This is a genomic window from Pseudomonas sp. LH21, assembly GCF_036549575.1.
GTDB lineage: Bacteria > Pseudomonadota > Gammaproteobacteria > Pseudomonadales > Pseudomonadaceae > Aquipseudomonas > Aquipseudomonas peradeniyensis.
Window position 1 is genome coordinate 459,535 of sequence record NZ_CP144367.1, and the last position, 14,825, is coordinate 474,359.

Consider the following 14,825-nt stretch of genomic DNA (forward strand, 5'->3'; position numbering starts at 1 on the left):
TTGATAGGCAAGGCAAAATATCCGATTCCGGCGCCAGACCGGAACCTTGACCGCCCACCCGTGATTGGCCGGAGCCCCGATGAACCTGTTCAACCTGCGCCGCTCGGCGCCAGCCGTCGCCGAGCCCAAGCCTGCTCCGGTGATCGAGCCGGCCGGCGCGCAGCTCTCCCGCGAGCGGCTGATGCCCAGCACCGAGCGTGCACCGCAGGTGTTCGTGCGTGGCCAGGGTTCCTGGTTGTGGGACAGCGAGGGGCACGCCTACCTGGACTTCACCCAGGGTTGCGCGGTCAACAGCCTGGGCCACAGCCCGAGCGTGCTGGTCAAGGCGCTGGGCAACCAGGCCCAGGCGCTGATCAATCCCGGTGCGGGCTATCACAGCCGCGGCCTGCTGAGCCTGGTCGAGCTATTGTGCCAGCGCACCGGCAGCGACCAGGCCTACCTGCTCAACAGCGGTGCCGAAGCCTGTGAGGGCGCGATCAAGCTGGCGCGCAAGTGGGGCCAGCTGCACCGCAACGGCGCCTATCACATCATCACCGCCAGCCAGGGTTGCCATGGCCGCACCCTGGGGGCCTTGTCGGCTTCCGATCCGCTGCCGTGCAACCGCTGCGAGCCCGGCTTGCCGGGCTTCAGCAAGGTGCCGTTCAACGACCTGGCGGCGCTGCACGCGGCGGTCGACTCGCGCACCGTGGCGATCATGCTCGAGCCGATCCAGGGCGAAGCCGGCGTGATCCCGGCCACCCGTGATTACCTCCAGGGTGTCGAGCGCCTGTGCCGTGAACTGGGGATTCTGCTGATCCTCGATGAAGTACAGACCGGTGTAGGACGCTGTGGCGCCTTATTGGCAGAAGAATCCTACGGCGTACGGGCCGACATCATCACCCTCGGCAAAGGCCTGGGCGGTGGCGTGCCGCTGGCGGCGCTGCTGGCCCGTGGCCGCGCCTGCTGCGCCGAGCCGGGCGAGCTGGAAGGCAGCCACCATGGCAACGCGCTGATGAGCGCCGCCGGACTGGCCGTATTGCAGACCGTGCTGGAGGCGGGCTTCTTCGAGCAGGTGCTGGACAGTGGCCGGCACCTGCGCGATGGCCTGAGCCGCCTGGCGGGTCGCTACGGCCAGGGCGAGGTGCGTGGCCAAGGGCTGCTGTGGGGGCTGCAACTGCGTGAAGACAGCGCGGAGCAACTGGTCGAGGCCGCGCTGCAGGAGGGCTTGCTGATCAATGCGCCGCAGGCCGACGTGGTGCGGTTCTCGCCGGCGCTGACCGTGAGCAAGGGCAATATCGACGAGATGCTCCTGCGCCTGGCCCGAGCGTTCGCCCGCCTGCACGCCCAACAGCACAACCGCCGCGAAGTGCCGGCCTGACCGGTTGCCTCGGCGAACAGAATTTCAACGAACCGTCTGGCGTTCCTGCGCATCGCCCCTGGCCTGAAATACATGGCCCGGGGCGTTTTTTTTGCCCGGTGGAACCTCTGCGAGGCACGGCTAGTCTGTGTTGATACACCCTCAAGGAGCGCAGCACATGGACTTCATCCGCATCATCATCGCCATCATCCTGCCGCCGCTGGGCGTGTTCCTCCAGGTGGGGTTCGGCGGGGCGTTCTGGCTGAATATCCTGCTGACCTTGCTGGGTTATATCCCCGGGATCGTGCATGCGGTGTACATCATCGCCAAGCGCTAGGGGACACGCGGCCCCTGTAGGAGCGGCCTTGTGCCGCGAAAGGGCTGCAAAGCAGCCCCAGGATCTCTGCGACAAAGCAGAGATCGCCGGGGCCGCTTCGCGGCCCTTTCGCGGCACAAGGCCGCTCCTACAGGGGTTGCGTATGGTTTGAAGGGGCCTTGCCAAGCAACCGGCAGTAGAACTTCCACTCTTCCTCGAGCGCATGCGCCAGGTTCACCGCCTGGCGAAAACCATGCCGCTCGCCCGCGTAGAAATGCCCCTCGGCCTCGATACCATTGGCCTCGAGCGCTTCAAGCATGCTGCGGGTCTGCTCCGGCACCACCACCGCGTCCAGCTCACCCTGGAAGAAGATCACCGGCACCTTGATCCGCCCGGCGTGCAACAGCGGCGTGCGCTGGCGATAACGCTCGGCATCGCGCCGGGGGTCGCCGATCAGCCAGTCCAGATAGTCGCCTTCGAACTTGTGGGTGGCCCGGCCCAGCGCCTCGGGGTCGCTGACACCGTACAGGCTGGCGCCGCCGCGGAAGACGTCGCGGAAGGCCAGGGCGCACAGGGTGGTGTAACCGCCGGCGCTGCCGCCACGAATGAAGGCCTGGTCGGGGTCGATCAGGCCCTGGCCGGCGAGGTGGGCGACTGCCGCGCAGGCATCTTCCACATCACTCGCTCCCCAGTTCAGGTGCAGTGCCTGGCGGTAGGCGCGACCATAGCCGCTGCTGCCCCTGTAGTTGAGGTCGGCGACGGCAAAGCCGCGCTGGCTCCAGTACTGGATGCGCGGGTCGAGCACCGGGTAGCAGGCCGAAGTCGGACCGCCGTGAATGAACACCACCAGCGGCGATGGCCCGCCCGTGCCTTGCATGGCGGGGTAGAAGAACCCGTGGGCGGTGCCTTCGCCACTGGCGTAACGAATCGGCTGTGGGAGGCTGATGTCCTCGGCAGGCAGCACCTCGGCGCCACCTGCCAGCACCTGGACCTCGTGGCTGCGCCGGTCGATGGCGATCACGGCCGGTGGGCTGATCGGTGAAGCGGCTACGGCATAGAGCTGTCCGTCATCCAGCGCCAGGCTGCGAAAACGCGTGTACGCACTGGCGTAACGCTCCACCTCGCCATCGGCGCGGCGCAGCCCCAGTTGCCCGAAACCGTCCTCGAACCAGGTGGCCAGGTAGCTGGCGGGGCCAAGGGCCAGCCAGGTGCTGGCGCCCAGTTGCCAGGGGGCGGCGGCATGGTCGGCGGGCGCGGCGGGTAGGCGTTGCCAGTGGCCGTCGAGTTCGCCCCAGGGCTGCCAGAAACCGTCGCGGTCGGACAGGCAGTACAAGCGGCCTTGCTCATCGAAGCGCGGCTGTTGCAGCGACTCGTCCTGCCCGGCGATGCAGCGTGCCGGGCCCCAGGCGCCAGAAGGTTCGCGTTGCCGGCACATCAGGCGGGTGACGGTCCAGGGTTGGGCCGGGCGGTCCCACTCGATCCAGGCCAGGCGTTCCCCATCGTGGCTCAGCGTGGGGGAGGCGTAGAAGTCGGCCCCTTCGGCCAGGACCTGTCGATTCTCCGTCGAGAGACTCACCAGGCGATGCAACACCTGTTCGCCATGCTGCTCTTCGACGGCCAGCACCTGGCCGGCCTGCCACTGCACATCACCATAGCGGCAGTCGTCGGCGTGGGTAAGCGGGCGTGGTGGGCTGCCATCCAGGGCCTGCAGGTAGACCTGCTGGTCCTTTTCGTTGACGAACACCAGCCCGTTGTCGCACAGGCAGAAGCTGCCGCCACCGTACTCATAGACCCGGCTGCGCACACTGAACCCGTCCGGGGTCAGGCAGCGGGCCTGCTGATTGCGCCAGTGCCAGACCCGGCAGGCGCCATCGGCGGGGCGGAACTCGTTCCAGAACACACCTTGCGCGCCGACTTTGAGCTCGGCGAAATCGGTGCCGGCGGCCACCGCCTGGGCGGCGCTGAACTCAGCCACGGGCGATGACATGGGAATTGCGCTCATTGCGGAAGGTCATCTGTTCGATCTCCAGCGTTGCGTGTTCGGCCTCCTCGCGGGCCTTGAGGATGATGCCATGGTCCGGCGACTTGCCGCACACCGGGTCCGCCTTGCTGGCGTCGCCGGTGAGCATGAAGGCCTGGCAACGGCAGCCGCCGAAGTCCTTCTCCTTCTCGTCGCACGAGCGGCACGGTTCGGGCATCCAGTCATAGCCGCGGAAGCGGTTGAAACCGAACGAGTCGTACCAGATATGCCGCAGGTCGTGGTCACGCACATTGGGGAACTGCACCGGCAGCTGGCGCGCGCCATGGCAGGGCAAGGCGGTGCCATCCGGGGTGATGGTCAGGAACAGGCTGCCCCAGCCGTTCATGCAGGCCTTGGGGCGCTCTTCGTAGTAGTCCGGGGTGACGAAGATCAGCTTGCACGGCTTGCCTTCGGCCTTGAGCTTGTCGCGGTACTCGTTGGTGATGCGCTCGGCCCGCTCCAGCTGGGCGCGGGTCGGCAGCAGGCCCAGGCGGTTGAGGTGCGCCCAGCCGTAGAACTGGCAGGTGGCGAGTTCGACGAAGTCGGCCTCCAGGGCCAGGCACAGCTCGATGATGCGGTCGATCTTGTCGATATTGTGCCGATGGGTGACGAAGTTGAGCACCATCGGGTAGCCATGGGCCTTCACCGCCCGGGCCATCTCCAACTTCTGCGCAAAGGCTTTCTTCGAGCCGGCCAGCAGGTTGTTGACCTGCTCGTCGCTGGCCTGGAAGCTGATCTGGATATGGTCCAGCCCGGCCTGCTTGAACGCGGCGATCTTCTGCTCGGTCAGGCCGATGCCGGAGGTGATCAGGTTGGTGTAGTAGCCCAGGCGCCGGGCTTCGCCGATCAGCTCGGCGAGGTCCTGGCGCACCAGCGGCTCGCCACCGGAGAAGCCGATCTGCGCCGCGCCCATCTCGCGGGCTTCGGCCATCACCTTGAACCACTGCTCGGTGCTCAGCTCCTTGCCCTGCTCGGCGAAGTCCAGCGGGTTGGAGCAGTACGGGCACTGCAGCGGGCAGCGGTAGGTGAGTTCGGCCAGCAGCCACAGCGGCAGGCCTACTGGTACCTCAGGCGAGGGTGATCCAGTGTTCGGCACGGGCCACCTCCATGAATTGCTCGATGTCGTCGGCGACTTCGGGCACACCGGGGAATTGCCGCTCGAGTTCGGCGATGATCGCCGCGACATCGCGCTGGCCATCGATGAGCCCGCCGATCAGCCCAGCGCTGTCGTTGAGCTTGATCATCCCCTCGGGGTACAGCAGCACATGGCCCTTCTGCGCCGGCTCGTACTGGAAACGGTAGCCGGGGCGCCAGGCGGGCACCTGTTGACGGTCGAAACTCATAGGGCGATCCCCTTGTGCCAGACCCGCTCACTTGTGACGCTGTGATAGGGCGGGCGGTTCAGTTCATAGGCCATGCTCATGGCGTCGAGCATGCTCCACAGGATATCCAGCTTGAACTGCAGGATCTCCAGCATGCGTTCCTGCCCCTCGCGGGTGGTGTAGTGCTGCAGGGTGATTGCCAGGCCGTGCTCCACATCGCGCCGGGCCTGGCCCAGGCGGGTGCGGAAGTATTCGTAGCCGGCCGGGTCGATCCACGGATAGTGCTGCGGCCAGCTGTCCAGGCGCGACTGGTGGATCTGCGGGGCGAACAGTTCGGTCAGCGAGCTGCTGGCCGCTTCCTGCCAACTGGCGCGACGGGCGAAGTTGACGTAGGCATCGACGGCGAAGCGCACGCCGGGCAGCACCAGTTCCTGGCTGCGCAGCTGGTCAGGGTCCAGGCCCACGGCCTGGCCGAGGCGCAACCAGGCCTCGATGCCGCCGTCCTCGCCGGGGGCGCCATCGTGGTCGAGCAGGCGCTGGATCCACTCGCGGCGCACTTCGCGGTCTGGGCAGTTGGCCAGGATCGCCGCATCCTTCATCGGGATGTTGACCTGGTAGTAAAAGCGGTTGGCCACCCAGCCCTGGATCTGCTCGCGGCTGGCGCGGCCTTCATACATCGCCACATGGTAGGGGTGATGGATGTGGTAGTAGGCGCCCTTGGCGCGCAGGGCCTGCTCGAACTCGGCAGGGGACAGGGGCATTGCATCGCTCATGGAGGGCTCCTGTGATGGTTCGTTGTACGTGGGAGCGGGCTTGACCCGCGATGGCGGCGTCAGCCTCACCATCGCTATCGCGGGGCAAGCCCGCTCCCACGTTGTGCAAGGGCTGCCCTTACAACACGATGCTCATGCCATCGAAGGCGACTTCCACGCCCCGGCGCTGCACTTCTGCGCGTTCGGGCGAGTCTTCATCGAGAATCGGGTTGGTGTTGTTGATGTGGATAAGCACCTTGCGCTGGCGCGCGAAGCCGTCCAGCACCTCGAGCATGCCGCCCGCGCCGTTCTGCGCCAGGTGGCCCATCTCGCGGCCGGTGCGGGTGCCGACGCCGCGGCGCTGCATTTCATCATCCTCCCACAGGGTGCCGTCGACCAGCAGGCAGTCGGCGCCGTGCATCATCTCCAGCAGCTTGGTGTCGACCTGGCCCAGGCCCGGCGCATAGAACAGCTTGCCGCCAGTGCGGGTGTCCTCCACCAGCAGCCCGAGGTTGTCGCCCGGGTGCGGGTCGAAGCGGTGCGGGGAGTAGGGTGGAGCGGCGCTGCGCAGCGGGAAGGGGGTGAAGCGCAGGTTCGGGCAGGCGTCGATGACGAAGCTGCCTTCGAGCTCGATGCGGTTCCACACCAGGCCGCCGTTCCAGTGGCTGAGCATGTTGAACAGCGGGAAGCCGGTAGTCAGGTCCTGGTGAACCATGTCGGTGCACCACACCTGGTGCGGGCAGCCCTCGCGCAGGCTGAGCAGGCCGGTGGTGTGGTCGATCTGGCTGTCGAGCAGGACGATGGCGTCGATACCGGTGTCGCGCAGGGCGCGGGCCGGCTGCATCGGCGCGAACGCCTGGAGCTGGGCGCGGATGTCCGGCGAGGCGTTGCACAGGATCCAGTGCTCGCCGTCGTCAGACAGGGCGATGGACGACTGGGTGCGCGCCGTGGCGCGCAGGGTACCGTCACGGTAGCCCTTGCAGTTGGCGCAGTTGCAGTTCCACTGGGGGAACCCGCCACCGGCGGCGGAACCGAGGATCTGGATGTACATGGGTACTCTCTAGCCGCAAAGGTTAGCCCGAAAGCCGTATCGGAAAAACGCAAACGCCCCGGCGGGCCGGGGCGTCGAGCCGCGCAGCCGCTTAACGGTTGGCGAAATACATGGTCACTTCGAAGCCGATACGCAGGTCAGTGTATGCAGGTTTGGTCCACATGGGCTTGCTCCTTCCGGATGGGGTTTGGGGTGGTCGGCTCACTATTGGGTACTCCCCGCAGAGAGAGGTTCCATTGGCCGAGATTGCGCTATCTTACAAGAAAAATTTGTACCGAAAGGTTAATTCTTCGAAAAGCGCCATTGCATTTGCGGTAACAATCCCGCCACTTTTTCATAGCCATTCGGCGTCCGGGGCAGTGGCGTTGGCCAGGCACAACCAACCGTGCCTTGCATCGAGCAACTGCTGGAGCAACGCATCCAACTGGCCTTGTTCGACATTGAGGATAGACCTTCGCATACGCGATAGGTCGGCATTGTGTGTCGCGATATGTGCCTGCCAGGCCCATTGCGTGACATCGGTGTTGGCCATCGCGGTCTCGTCGAACTGGTCGGCCAGCTGCGCTCGCGCCGCTGGGGCCAGCGCGACGCCTTGGTGCAGCAGGTCCAGCAGGTGGTCAAGGATCTGCGCGTGGCTGGCGTGTGGTGATTGCACGCCAAACAGCAGCCCGCCGTAGCCTTCGATCTGACGAAAGGCGCTGAACACGGCGTAACCCAGCTGCAGCTCGACGCGCAGGCGCTGGTAGAACGGGCCTTGCAACACGTGGGCGAGCAGTCGACCGGCGGCCTGCAGGTCAGTCGGCAGCGGACAGAACAGCAACAGCGCAGGCTCGCTGCCCGAGGTCGGTATCTGCCGCCAGTGGCGTCCGAGGATCGGGCGCGCTGGCGAGGGGGCGATCGGTTGTCCCATGAGGCCTTGCAGTGCCGTGCCCAAGGCGCCCTGTTGGGCGGGGGCGAACCCTTGTGCCAAACCCTGCCAGCGGGCGTGCTGCCAGAGTGCGTCGAGCCGCGGCTGGTCCAGGGTGCAGGCCGGCTGCGGTTGCTCTTCACCCATCAGTAAAGCGTCCGGCAGTGCCTTCAGCAGCGCACGGATCGGTATCAGCGGCGCTTCGGCTGCCGCTGGCGAGTACCAATGCTCCTGGGCTGGCGTGCGCAGCAAGGTCAGGGCCTCGTGCGTGGCATTGATCACGGCCAGCGGGTGCCCCGCGAGGCGCAACTGCCAGTAATCGCCAATGGCCTCGAAGCCCAGTCGCAACGCTGCCTGGTCGGCACGCTCGCGCAGGGGTTGCAGACTATGTTGCAGAACGACCTGCATGCGCTGACGCAGCGGTGAAGGAATGTGCCAACGCAGGTCGAGGCTCGCAAACTGACGAGAGGGCGGCAGGCAGTCACCGAGACCAAGTCCTGCCGGCAACGGCGTGTCGATCATGGGAAGTTCGGTTGCCAGCAGCGCTTCATCGGGGGGCAATTGCCAGTCTCCGGCATCCGTGGAAGGCAGGTCCAACAGCAGTGCAGCGAAGGCTTCCAGGCCTTTTGTCCCCAGCCCTGCGAAAGGCCGGCCGGCACTGTCGCGCTGGGCCAGTTCCATTGCGCTGGCGGCCTGTTCGTGGCGTTGCTGCAGGCGGACGAAGCGGTCGTTCAGCGGCTTGTGGTCCTGTTGGCGCAGAAAACCCAGCCAGCCGTGCAGCAGCTCCCGGGTCTTGTCCGGACAAGCCTGGTCCGACAGCTGCAACTGGACATGCCAGAGCAACTGCCCGGCATGGGCGTGGAGCTGTTGCGCCTTGCAGTCCTGCAGCCAGCCGCGTCGGCGCAAGGCGTCGAGCCAACCGCCGGGCCGGCTGTCGGTGAGCTGGGCCAGCAGCAGCTCGAGCGCCTGTTCCGCGCCATCCGGCAGTCCGTCATGGGCGAACAGCAGGTCGCGGCGGTTGCCCCAGGCGTCTGGTTGGTGCAGTGGCGCGTCGAGCAAGGCGGGTGGCCGTTGCCGGGTGACGCTTTCGCCCTTGGCGAACAGCCCGCCGAACTGCCTGCCCAGGTGCGCCAGTTCATCCAGCGGCTGCGGGCCGGCCAGGCTCAGGGTGAGTTGCCCGCCCTGGTAGAAGTCGTGGTGGAACTGCCTCAGCCCTTGCTGGAACGCCTGGCTTTCCAGCGGCAGGCTGTGGCGGTTGCCGGCGTGGAAGCCGCTCAGCGGATGGCGTGCCGACACCGCCTGCAGCAAGGCGAACTGGCGCTGGGCCTCGGGGTTGCGCGACCAGGCGATGAACTCGGCATGGATCACCTCGCGCTCGCGGCGCTGGCGTTCGATGGCGAAGTCCGGCTCGGCGAGCATCTGGCACAGACGCTCCAGCCCACCGGCCAGCGCCGCGGGGGGCACTTCGAAGAAGAAGTCGGTGGTGCGTTCGCGGGTGCTGGCGTTGACCTGGCCGCCCAGGCCCTGAACGTAGCGCATCAGGCCGTCGTCCAGCGGAAAACGCCTGTTTCCGAGGAAGAACAGGTGTTCGAGAAAGTGCGCCAGGCCCGGCCAGCGCGCGGGTGCGTCATGGCTGCCGGCATGCACCCGCAACGCCGCCGCCGCACGCTTGAGGCGTGGCGCGTGGCGCAGGGTCAGGTGCAGGCCGTTGGCGAGGGTGAGGTGGCGAATGGCGTCGGACATGACGCCATGCTAGCGCGCAATGCCGAGGTTGTCTGTTCTGGCCTTTTCGCGGCACAAGGCCGCTCCTACAGGCGACCGCGCCCCCCTGTAGGAGCGGCCTTGTGTCGCGAAAGGGCTGCAAAGCAGCTCCGGCAAATCCAAGCCGAGCGCCAATTCTCAATACCTTGAAAGGGCCGACTGTTAATGCAGATCCCGACGCAGGTCAGCCAGGTAGGGAAACGCCTCCCGCCCTTTCAATACCCGCTCGCGTTGCAGGTCCGCCAGCAACAGCCCCTCTTCGTCCCCGGCCATCACCAGCACATCGCCATCCGGCCCGACGATGCTGCTCTGCCCGCAATACCGGATCTCGCCCTCGCTGCCGCAGTAGTTGGCGTACACCAGATAACACTGGTTCTCCTGCGCCCGCGAGCGCACGGTCACCTGGCAGACGAAGTCGTAAGGTGCCATGTTCGCCGTCGGCACCAGGATCAGCTCGGCGCCGTTCAGCGCCAGGCGCCGGGCGTTCTCCGGGAATTCGATGTCGTAGCAGATCAGCAGCCCGACCTTCCAGCCGTCCAGCTCGACCACCGGGAAGTGATCGGCGCCCGGGCTGAACATCGAGCGGTCCAGCTCACCGAACAGGTGGGTCTTGCGGTAGTTGCACAGGCTGCGGCCATGGGCGTCGATCAGTTGCACGCTGTTGTGGATCGACCCGTCCTCGGCCCGTTCCGGATAGCCGTAGACGATGGCGATCCGGTGCGCCTGGGCGATCTCGACGACGCTCATGGCCGAGGGACCGTCCTCGGCCTCGGCCAGTCGTTCCACCTGGTCCAGGCCGATGTTGTAGCCGCTGAGGAACATCTCCGGGCACACCAGCAACTGCGCGCCTTGAGCGGCGGCCTGCTGGGCCTGGTGTTGCAGGCGCTCGAGATTGCCGGGCACGTCCAACGGCTTGGGCGTGCCCTGGAACAGGGCGATGCGCATGGCGCTACTCCTACGCTCAGTCGGCCAGGGCGATCGGGCCGATCTCGTGGAACACATCGCCCGGGCCGGGGTTGTCCGGGTGGGTCTGGCCACCGAAGTGGTTCATGATACCCCACACCGCATTGAGCGAAGTCTGCACCGCGCCTTCCACCCAGGCCGGGGTCCACGACACGTCGTCACCGGCGATGAAGATGCCGCGCTGTTCGGCGGGCATGTCCTGCTGCATGAAGTGCGCGTACATGCGCTGGTTGTAGCGGTAGTGGCCCGGCAGCGCGCCCTTGAAGGCGCCGAGGAAGTGCGGGTCGGCCTCCCACGAGATGGTGATCGGGTCGCCGATGATATGCCCGGCGATATCGGTCTTGGGGTAGATCTTCTTCAGTGCGTCGAGGGCCAGCTGCACGCGTTTTTCGGTCGGGTGCGGCAGCATCTTCAGGGCGTCGCTCATCCACGCGTAGGACAGGCAGATCACCCCCGGCTTATCGTCGCCGTTGTCGAACAGGTAGGTGCCGCGGGTCAGGCGATCGGTGAGGGTCATGCTCATCAGGTCGCGGCCGGTTTCCGGGTCCTTGTCCTTCCAGAACGGCCGGTCGACCATGACGAAGGTCTTCGACGACTGCATGTAGCGGGTACGGTCCAGGGCCATCCACATCTTCTGCGAGAACAGCGACTCCTCGCAGTCGATCTGGGTGGTCAGCAGCCAGCTCTGGCAGGTGGTGAGCACTGCCGCGTAGTGGCGCACGTCACCGTAGTTGTCGGTGACCGCCAGGCGACCATCGCTGGCCCGGGCGATGCGCTTGACCCCGGTACGCGGCGCGCCGCCGTGCAGGCCGCTGAGGCTGGTGCCGGCCGGCCAGTGGGCGCAACGTTCCGGTACATGGCGCCAGATGCCCTGCGGCACCTGCTCGACGCCGCCGACCACCAGGTGCTGGTGATCGTCGCAGTTGGTCATCACCACGCGGAAGATTTCCAGCATCGAGTTGGGGAAGTCCGAGTCCCAGCCGCCGGTGCCGAAGCCGACCTGGCCGAACACTTCGCGGTGCTGGAAGCTCAGCTTGGCGAACGAGCGCGAGGTGGCGACGAAGTCATAGAAGGTGCGGTCGTCCCACAGTGGCACGAGCTTGTTCCACAGGTCCTTCAGGCGCGGCACGTCGCGGTCGCGAATGGCCTGCTGGATATCGCCGAACTGCGCGCCGCTCTCCAGGGCGTCGGCCCAGGCGTCGGCCACTTCGTGGAACAGCTGCGGCAGGTCGGCGGATTTTTCGGCGTAGTAGGTCTGACCTTCCAGGTCGATGACCGTGCTGCCCGAAGCCGGGGTCAGCGGGTTGGGGAAAGGCTTGGTCTCCAGGCCCAGCTTGTCGACGTAGTGGTAGAACGCCGTGGACGACACCGGGAAGCGCATGCCGCCCAGTTCGGCGACGATGCCGTCGGTGCCGTTGAACGCCTGCGAGCGCAGCCGGCCACCCAGCTTGGAGGCCTCGTACACCACCGGCTTGAGGCCCAGCTTCATCAGCTCGTAGGCCGCCACCAGCCCGGCGATGCCGCCACCGACGATCGCCACCTCTTCGCCATGGCGCTCCTTGGGAATGCTGCCCAGGCCGGCCGGGTGTTCCAGCCAGTCGTCGAAGGCGAACGGGAAGTCGGGACCGAAGATGGTGATGGGTTTCTTGCCGTCGGCGGGGTGGCGGTTTTTCTTGTTCATGTAATGACCTTGCCAGGGGCTGCGCAGGGGGCGGAGCCTGAGTATAGAGAATGCCTGGTGGCCATTTTATGAAGTGGGGTGTTCGTAATTAAGGTGCAGATTGGCGTCGTTATGTGCTTTGTTTAGTCATAGTGTTCTGTATTTTGCAAAAAATGACGATTATTCCTCGGTGTAAGCTGCACCCTTCGTGGGAGCGGGCTTGACCCGCGATCACCGGCGGAGCCGGTGCCATACACCGCATCGCTGGGCAAGTCGCATCGGCGCACCGCCGCCCCCACGCTGGTGATGCTTGCAACTTTGTTTCCTGCGCGCCCCGATAGCGACCGCGTCTTTCTGACGAGAATCAGCTTGGTCCTACAGAGACATGTAATAACAGGAAGTATCCTACGAGCCATGTAGCCTCGGTCTGGCAGTTTGGGAGAACCCTTCGCGGTTAACTTCAGCCGGTCACCGCCTATTCGGTGAGCGGGCGTGAGAACCCTCTTCCAACTTTGAGCGCCGAGGCATGCGTTATGGCAGCCTTGCGCGGGCAGGCTTTTGCCTGGCCGGTTTCCAAGTTGGCCGGATTCTCACCCCGCGTACGGCTGCCACCCAATTCCCGTGAGAAGGATGCCGATGGCAGTAATTCCTGGCTCAACTTGGATACTGCGCTATGAAAAAGATCGTCCCCGACCCACCCCTCGCCCTGAACCCGACCACCGAGCAGTCCTTCTGCTCCTGCCAGTCCAGCCATCCCCCCATCTTCACCGTGCGCCCCGGCGTCGATGCCGCCGACGCCCTGGTCCACGCCAGCATGCTGGCCCGGGCCATCCAGGAAATCGCCGATGAATACGCCCAGCATCATGCTCCCGAGGCGGGGCGGGCGATGATCTGGTCGATCCTGCATTCGGCGGAAACGGTGCGCGCGCTGCTGGAAGGGCTGCTCGACGCGATGGAGGCCTGAGGGCCGGGGGCCGCGGTCAGCTCGGCTGGCCGCGGTCCACTTTGCTGCTGAGGATGATCGACGTGGTGGTCTTCTCCACCCCGTCGAGGCTGCCGATCAGGTCGAGCAACTGGTCCAGTTGCTCCGGCGAGTCGCTGAGCAGCCAGGCCACGTAGTCGAATTCGCCACTGACCGCGCACAGTTGCTGGACCTGCCCCATGGCGCTGAGGTGGCGCACGATGTCTTTGCCCGAGCGTGGCTGTGCCTTGATCCCCACGTATGCCTGCAGGCCGCCGCCGATCAGGCGCTGCCCCAGGCGCACGCCATAGCCGGTGATCACCTTGTTGCGCTCCAGGCGCTCGAGCCGCGAGTTCACCGTGGTGCGGGCGATGCCCAGTTGGCGGGCGAGGGTGGCGACACTTTCGCGGGCATTGATCTGCAGCAGCGCGATCAACTGGCGATCGATGGCGTCAAGGGCGATGGAGGAGGTGGCCGGCATGGTAGGTCTCTTTTGTCGAGCTGCTAGCCTATGCAAGCGCGACCGCTTCGCGCAAGGCGCACAGAGGCGTCCGGGGCTGGCATTGCGCCGACAAGGCGGTACGATGGCAGGCCGCTGCCATCGGGCAGCCTGGACCATGGCAGGAGTGATTGACCCATGAAGTTCAAGGACTGGTACTGGCGGCGATGGATTCGCCAACACGGTTGCAAGGTGAGCACAGGCATTTCCAAGTTTGGCAAGCGGGCAAAGCTGGCGCTCGAGGCCGAAGTGCGCATTGGCGATGTGGCGGTCAGCGCCGCCACCCTCGACGTCTCGATCGGGGCTCATACCTATATCCGCAGCGGCGGTTCGCTGCAGGTGGTCGAATCGATCGGGCGTTACTGCTCCATTGGCAGTGCAGTGGTCATCGGCCAGGAAAAATACGCTCACCCGACCGACTGGCTGAGTTCGCACCCTTTCCAGTTCACCGGCACCCAGTGGCAATACGAACCGCCGAGCACACCGGCGCGGATCGGCCACGACGTGTGGATCGGCGAGGGCGCGATGATCATGGAAGGCGTCGAGGTGGGCACGGGCGCGATCATCGCCACCCGCGCCCTGGTCACCCGGGACGTGCCGCCCTATGCCGTGGTGGCGGGCTTTCCAGCCAAGGTCGTGCGTTATCGATACCCGGAAGCGATGATCGAGCGCTTGCTCGCATCGCGCTGGTGGGAGCGCGATACCCGGCAGTTGCTGGAGCTGCCGCTGCACGACCCTGCCGCCTGTCTTGATCGGATCAGCGGGCTCGGTGAGGCAAGTTACGCGAGGATCGAGATTTCGCGGCGTGGCTGCAAGGTGCTGACGTCGGCTTGAATTGCCGAGAATCTGTCACGACCGGGGCTGCTGCGCAGCCCTGATCGGATTTGATCAACGTGACGCACTGGTCTGCGCCGTGGCGCAAGGCGACTTCAGGCCAGCAGTCATGCTCTCGACGTTGTCGAGCATCTGGTTGCCCTTGTTGACCTTCTGCGCGTTCTCCGCAAGCTGCATGCGTTGGTCATAGGTGGCTGAAGTGCCATTCATGCTGTTCTTGGTTTCGAGCACGGAGTTGGCGATGCTGAGCAGGCTGCGGCCGGTGGAGATCAGGTTGTCGGTCGCACTGGGCGTGCACGGGGCGTTGCCGCCGGCCATCTGGCTGGGCTGCTGGCCCTGGTTGTAGGAGCCCGGTGCCACGCAACCTGCGAGCGTGGCCAGCATCGGTACAACGAGCAGGGCCCCAAGCGTTCCTTGGATGTTCATGTGACGTTCCCTCGATC

The 14,825-nt window shown here is 65.8% G+C and carries 15 protein-coding genes; 4 read left to right on the forward strand and 11 right to left on the reverse strand.

What is annotated here, in order from left to right; genetic code table 11:
* Positions 1-79: 79 nt before the first annotated feature.
* Entirely contained in the window at positions 80-1,357 is a 1,278-nt protein-coding gene (locus VUG52_RS02190) for an aspartate aminotransferase family protein (protein ID WP_050703486.1), read from the forward strand.
* 157 nt (positions 1,358-1,514) lie between these two features.
* Positions 1,515-1,673 carry a YqaE/Pmp3 family membrane protein gene (locus tag VUG52_RS02195; RefSeq protein WP_009681539.1) on the forward strand — a complete coding sequence of 53 codons (159 nt, stop codon included), beginning with the start codon at positions 1,515-1,517 and terminating at the stop codon, positions 1,671-1,673.
* A gap of 127 nt (positions 1,674-1,800) precedes the next feature.
* Here the strand turns inward: VUG52_RS02195 and VUG52_RS02200 are convergent, their stop codons facing one another.
* The 9 genes from VUG52_RS02200 to VUG52_RS02240 all read right to left on the reverse strand — a co-directional run bounded on the left by VUG52_RS02200 (position 1,801) and on the right by VUG52_RS02240 (position 12,109).
* Complete coding sequence (locus VUG52_RS02200) at positions 1,801-3,654, reverse strand: S9 family peptidase (RefSeq protein WP_050703487.1); 1,854 nt, start codon at positions 3,652-3,654, stop codon at positions 1,801-1,803.
* Positions 3,620-4,768: a pyrroloquinoline quinone biosynthesis protein PqqE gene (gene pqqE, locus VUG52_RS02205; RefSeq protein ID WP_050703488.1), complete on the reverse strand. Its 1,149-nt coding sequence runs from the start codon at positions 4,766-4,768 to the stop codon at positions 3,620-3,622. Before pqqE ends, VUG52_RS02200 begins: the two co-directional genes overlap by 35 nt.
* Entirely contained in the window at positions 4,740-5,015 is a 276-nt protein-coding gene (gene pqqD, locus VUG52_RS02210; protein ID WP_050703489.1) for a pyrroloquinoline quinone biosynthesis peptide chaperone PqqD, read from the reverse strand. Before pqqD ends, pqqE begins: the two co-directional genes overlap by 29 nt.
* A complete protein-coding gene (pqqC, locus tag VUG52_RS02215) occupies positions 5,012-5,767 on the reverse strand; it encodes a pyrroloquinoline-quinone synthase PqqC (protein ID WP_050703490.1) in 756 nt (251 codons plus the stop codon). Before pqqC ends, pqqD begins: the two co-directional genes overlap by 4 nt.
* 118 nt (positions 5,768-5,885) lie before the next feature.
* Positions 5,886-6,797: a pyrroloquinoline quinone biosynthesis protein PqqB gene (pqqB, locus tag VUG52_RS02220; protein ID WP_050703491.1), complete on the reverse strand. Its 912-nt coding sequence runs from the start codon at positions 6,795-6,797 to the stop codon at positions 5,886-5,888.
* A gap of 91 nt (positions 6,798-6,888) precedes the next feature.
* Positions 6,889-6,960: a pyrroloquinoline quinone precursor peptide PqqA gene (gene pqqA / locus VUG52_RS02225; protein ID WP_003243383.1), complete on the reverse strand. Its 72-nt coding sequence runs from the start codon at positions 6,958-6,960 to the stop codon at positions 6,889-6,891.
* A gap of 171 nt (positions 6,961-7,131) precedes the next feature.
* Complete coding sequence (gene pqqF / locus VUG52_RS02230; protein WP_050703492.1) at positions 7,132-9,447, reverse strand: pyrroloquinoline quinone biosynthesis protein PqqF; 2,316 nt, start codon at positions 9,445-9,447, stop codon at positions 7,132-7,134.
* Between the two features lie 180 nt (positions 9,448-9,627).
* Positions 9,628-10,410 (reverse strand): carbon-nitrogen hydrolase family protein, encoded by a 783-nt coding sequence (locus VUG52_RS02235; protein WP_050703493.1) that lies wholly within the window; start codon positions 10,408-10,410, stop codon positions 9,628-9,630.
* 16 nt (positions 10,411-10,426) lie between these two features.
* Entirely contained in the window at positions 10,427-12,109 is a 1,683-nt protein-coding gene (locus VUG52_RS02240) for a flavin monoamine oxidase family protein (RefSeq protein WP_050703494.1), read from the reverse strand.
* Positions 12,110-12,761: 652 nt separating this feature from the next.
* Here VUG52_RS02240 and VUG52_RS02245 point away from each other — a divergent pair.
* Positions 12,762-13,052, forward strand: a complete 291-nt coding sequence (locus VUG52_RS02245) for a DUF3077 domain-containing protein (protein ID WP_050703495.1) — start codon at positions 12,762-12,764, stop codon at positions 13,050-13,052.
* Positions 13,053-13,068: 16 nt separating this feature from the next.
* Here VUG52_RS02245 and VUG52_RS02250 read toward each other — a convergent pair whose 3' ends face one another.
* Positions 13,069-13,530, reverse strand: a complete 462-nt coding sequence (locus VUG52_RS02250) for an Lrp/AsnC family transcriptional regulator (protein WP_050703496.1) — start codon at positions 13,528-13,530, stop codon at positions 13,069-13,071.
* Positions 13,531-13,686: 156 nt separating this feature from the next.
* Between VUG52_RS02250 and VUG52_RS02255 the strand changes: the two genes are divergently transcribed.
* Positions 13,687-14,382 carry a CatB-related O-acetyltransferase gene (locus VUG52_RS02255; RefSeq protein ID WP_050703497.1) on the forward strand — a complete coding sequence of 232 codons (696 nt, stop codon included), beginning with the start codon at positions 13,687-13,689 and terminating at the stop codon, positions 14,380-14,382.
* Positions 14,383-14,436: 54 nt separating this feature from the next.
* Here the strand turns inward: VUG52_RS02255 and VUG52_RS02260 are convergent, their stop codons facing one another.
* Positions 14,437-14,808, reverse strand: a complete 372-nt coding sequence (locus tag VUG52_RS02260) for a hypothetical protein (protein WP_046857393.1) — start codon at positions 14,806-14,808, stop codon at positions 14,437-14,439.
* Positions 14,809-14,825: the final 17 nt, after the last annotated feature.

Excerpts from the sequence above, each read along its gene's own strand:
- VUG52_RS02190 (WP_050703486.1), top strand. The coding sequence starts at position 80 with ATGAACCTGTTCAACCTGCGCCGCTCGGCGCCAGCCGTCGCCGAGCCC.
- VUG52_RS02195 (WP_009681539.1), top strand. The coding sequence starts at position 1,515 with ATGGACTTCATCCGCATCATCATCGCCATCATCCTGCCGCCGCTGGGC.
- VUG52_RS02200 (WP_050703487.1), bottom strand. The coding sequence starts at position 3,654 with ATGAGCGCAATTCCCATGTCATCGCCCGTGGCTGAGTTCAGCGCCGCC.
- pqqD (WP_050703489.1), bottom strand. The coding sequence starts at position 5,015 with ATGAGTTTCGACCGTCAACAGGTGCCCGCCTGGCGCCCCGGCTACCGT.
- pqqC (WP_050703490.1), bottom strand. The coding sequence starts at position 5,767 with ATGAGCGATGCAATGCCCCTGTCCCCTGCCGAGTTCGAGCAGGCCCTG.
- pqqB (WP_050703491.1), bottom strand. The coding sequence starts at position 6,797 with ATGTACATCCAGATCCTCGGTTCCGCCGCCGGTGGCGGGTTCCCCCAG.
- pqqF (WP_050703492.1), bottom strand. The coding sequence starts at position 9,447 with ATGTCCGACGCCATTCGCCACCTCACCCTCGCCAACGGCCTGCACCTG.
- VUG52_RS02235 (WP_050703493.1), bottom strand. The coding sequence starts at position 10,410 with ATGCGCATCGCCCTGTTCCAGGGCACGCCCAAGCCGTTGGACGTGCCC.
- VUG52_RS02240 (WP_050703494.1), bottom strand. The coding sequence starts at position 12,109 with ATGAACAAGAAAAACCGCCACCCCGCCGACGGCAAGAAACCCATCACC.
- VUG52_RS02245 (WP_050703495.1), top strand. The coding sequence starts at position 12,762 with ATGAAAAAGATCGTCCCCGACCCACCCCTCGCCCTGAACCCGACCACC.
- VUG52_RS02250 (WP_050703496.1), bottom strand. The coding sequence starts at position 13,530 with ATGCCGGCCACCTCCTCCATCGCCCTTGACGCCATCGATCGCCAGTTG.
- VUG52_RS02255 (WP_050703497.1), top strand. The coding sequence starts at position 13,687 with ATGAAGTTCAAGGACTGGTACTGGCGGCGATGGATTCGCCAACACGGT.
- VUG52_RS02260 (WP_046857393.1), bottom strand. The coding sequence starts at position 14,808 with ATGAACATCCAAGGAACGCTTGGGGCCCTGCTCGTTGTACCGATGCTG.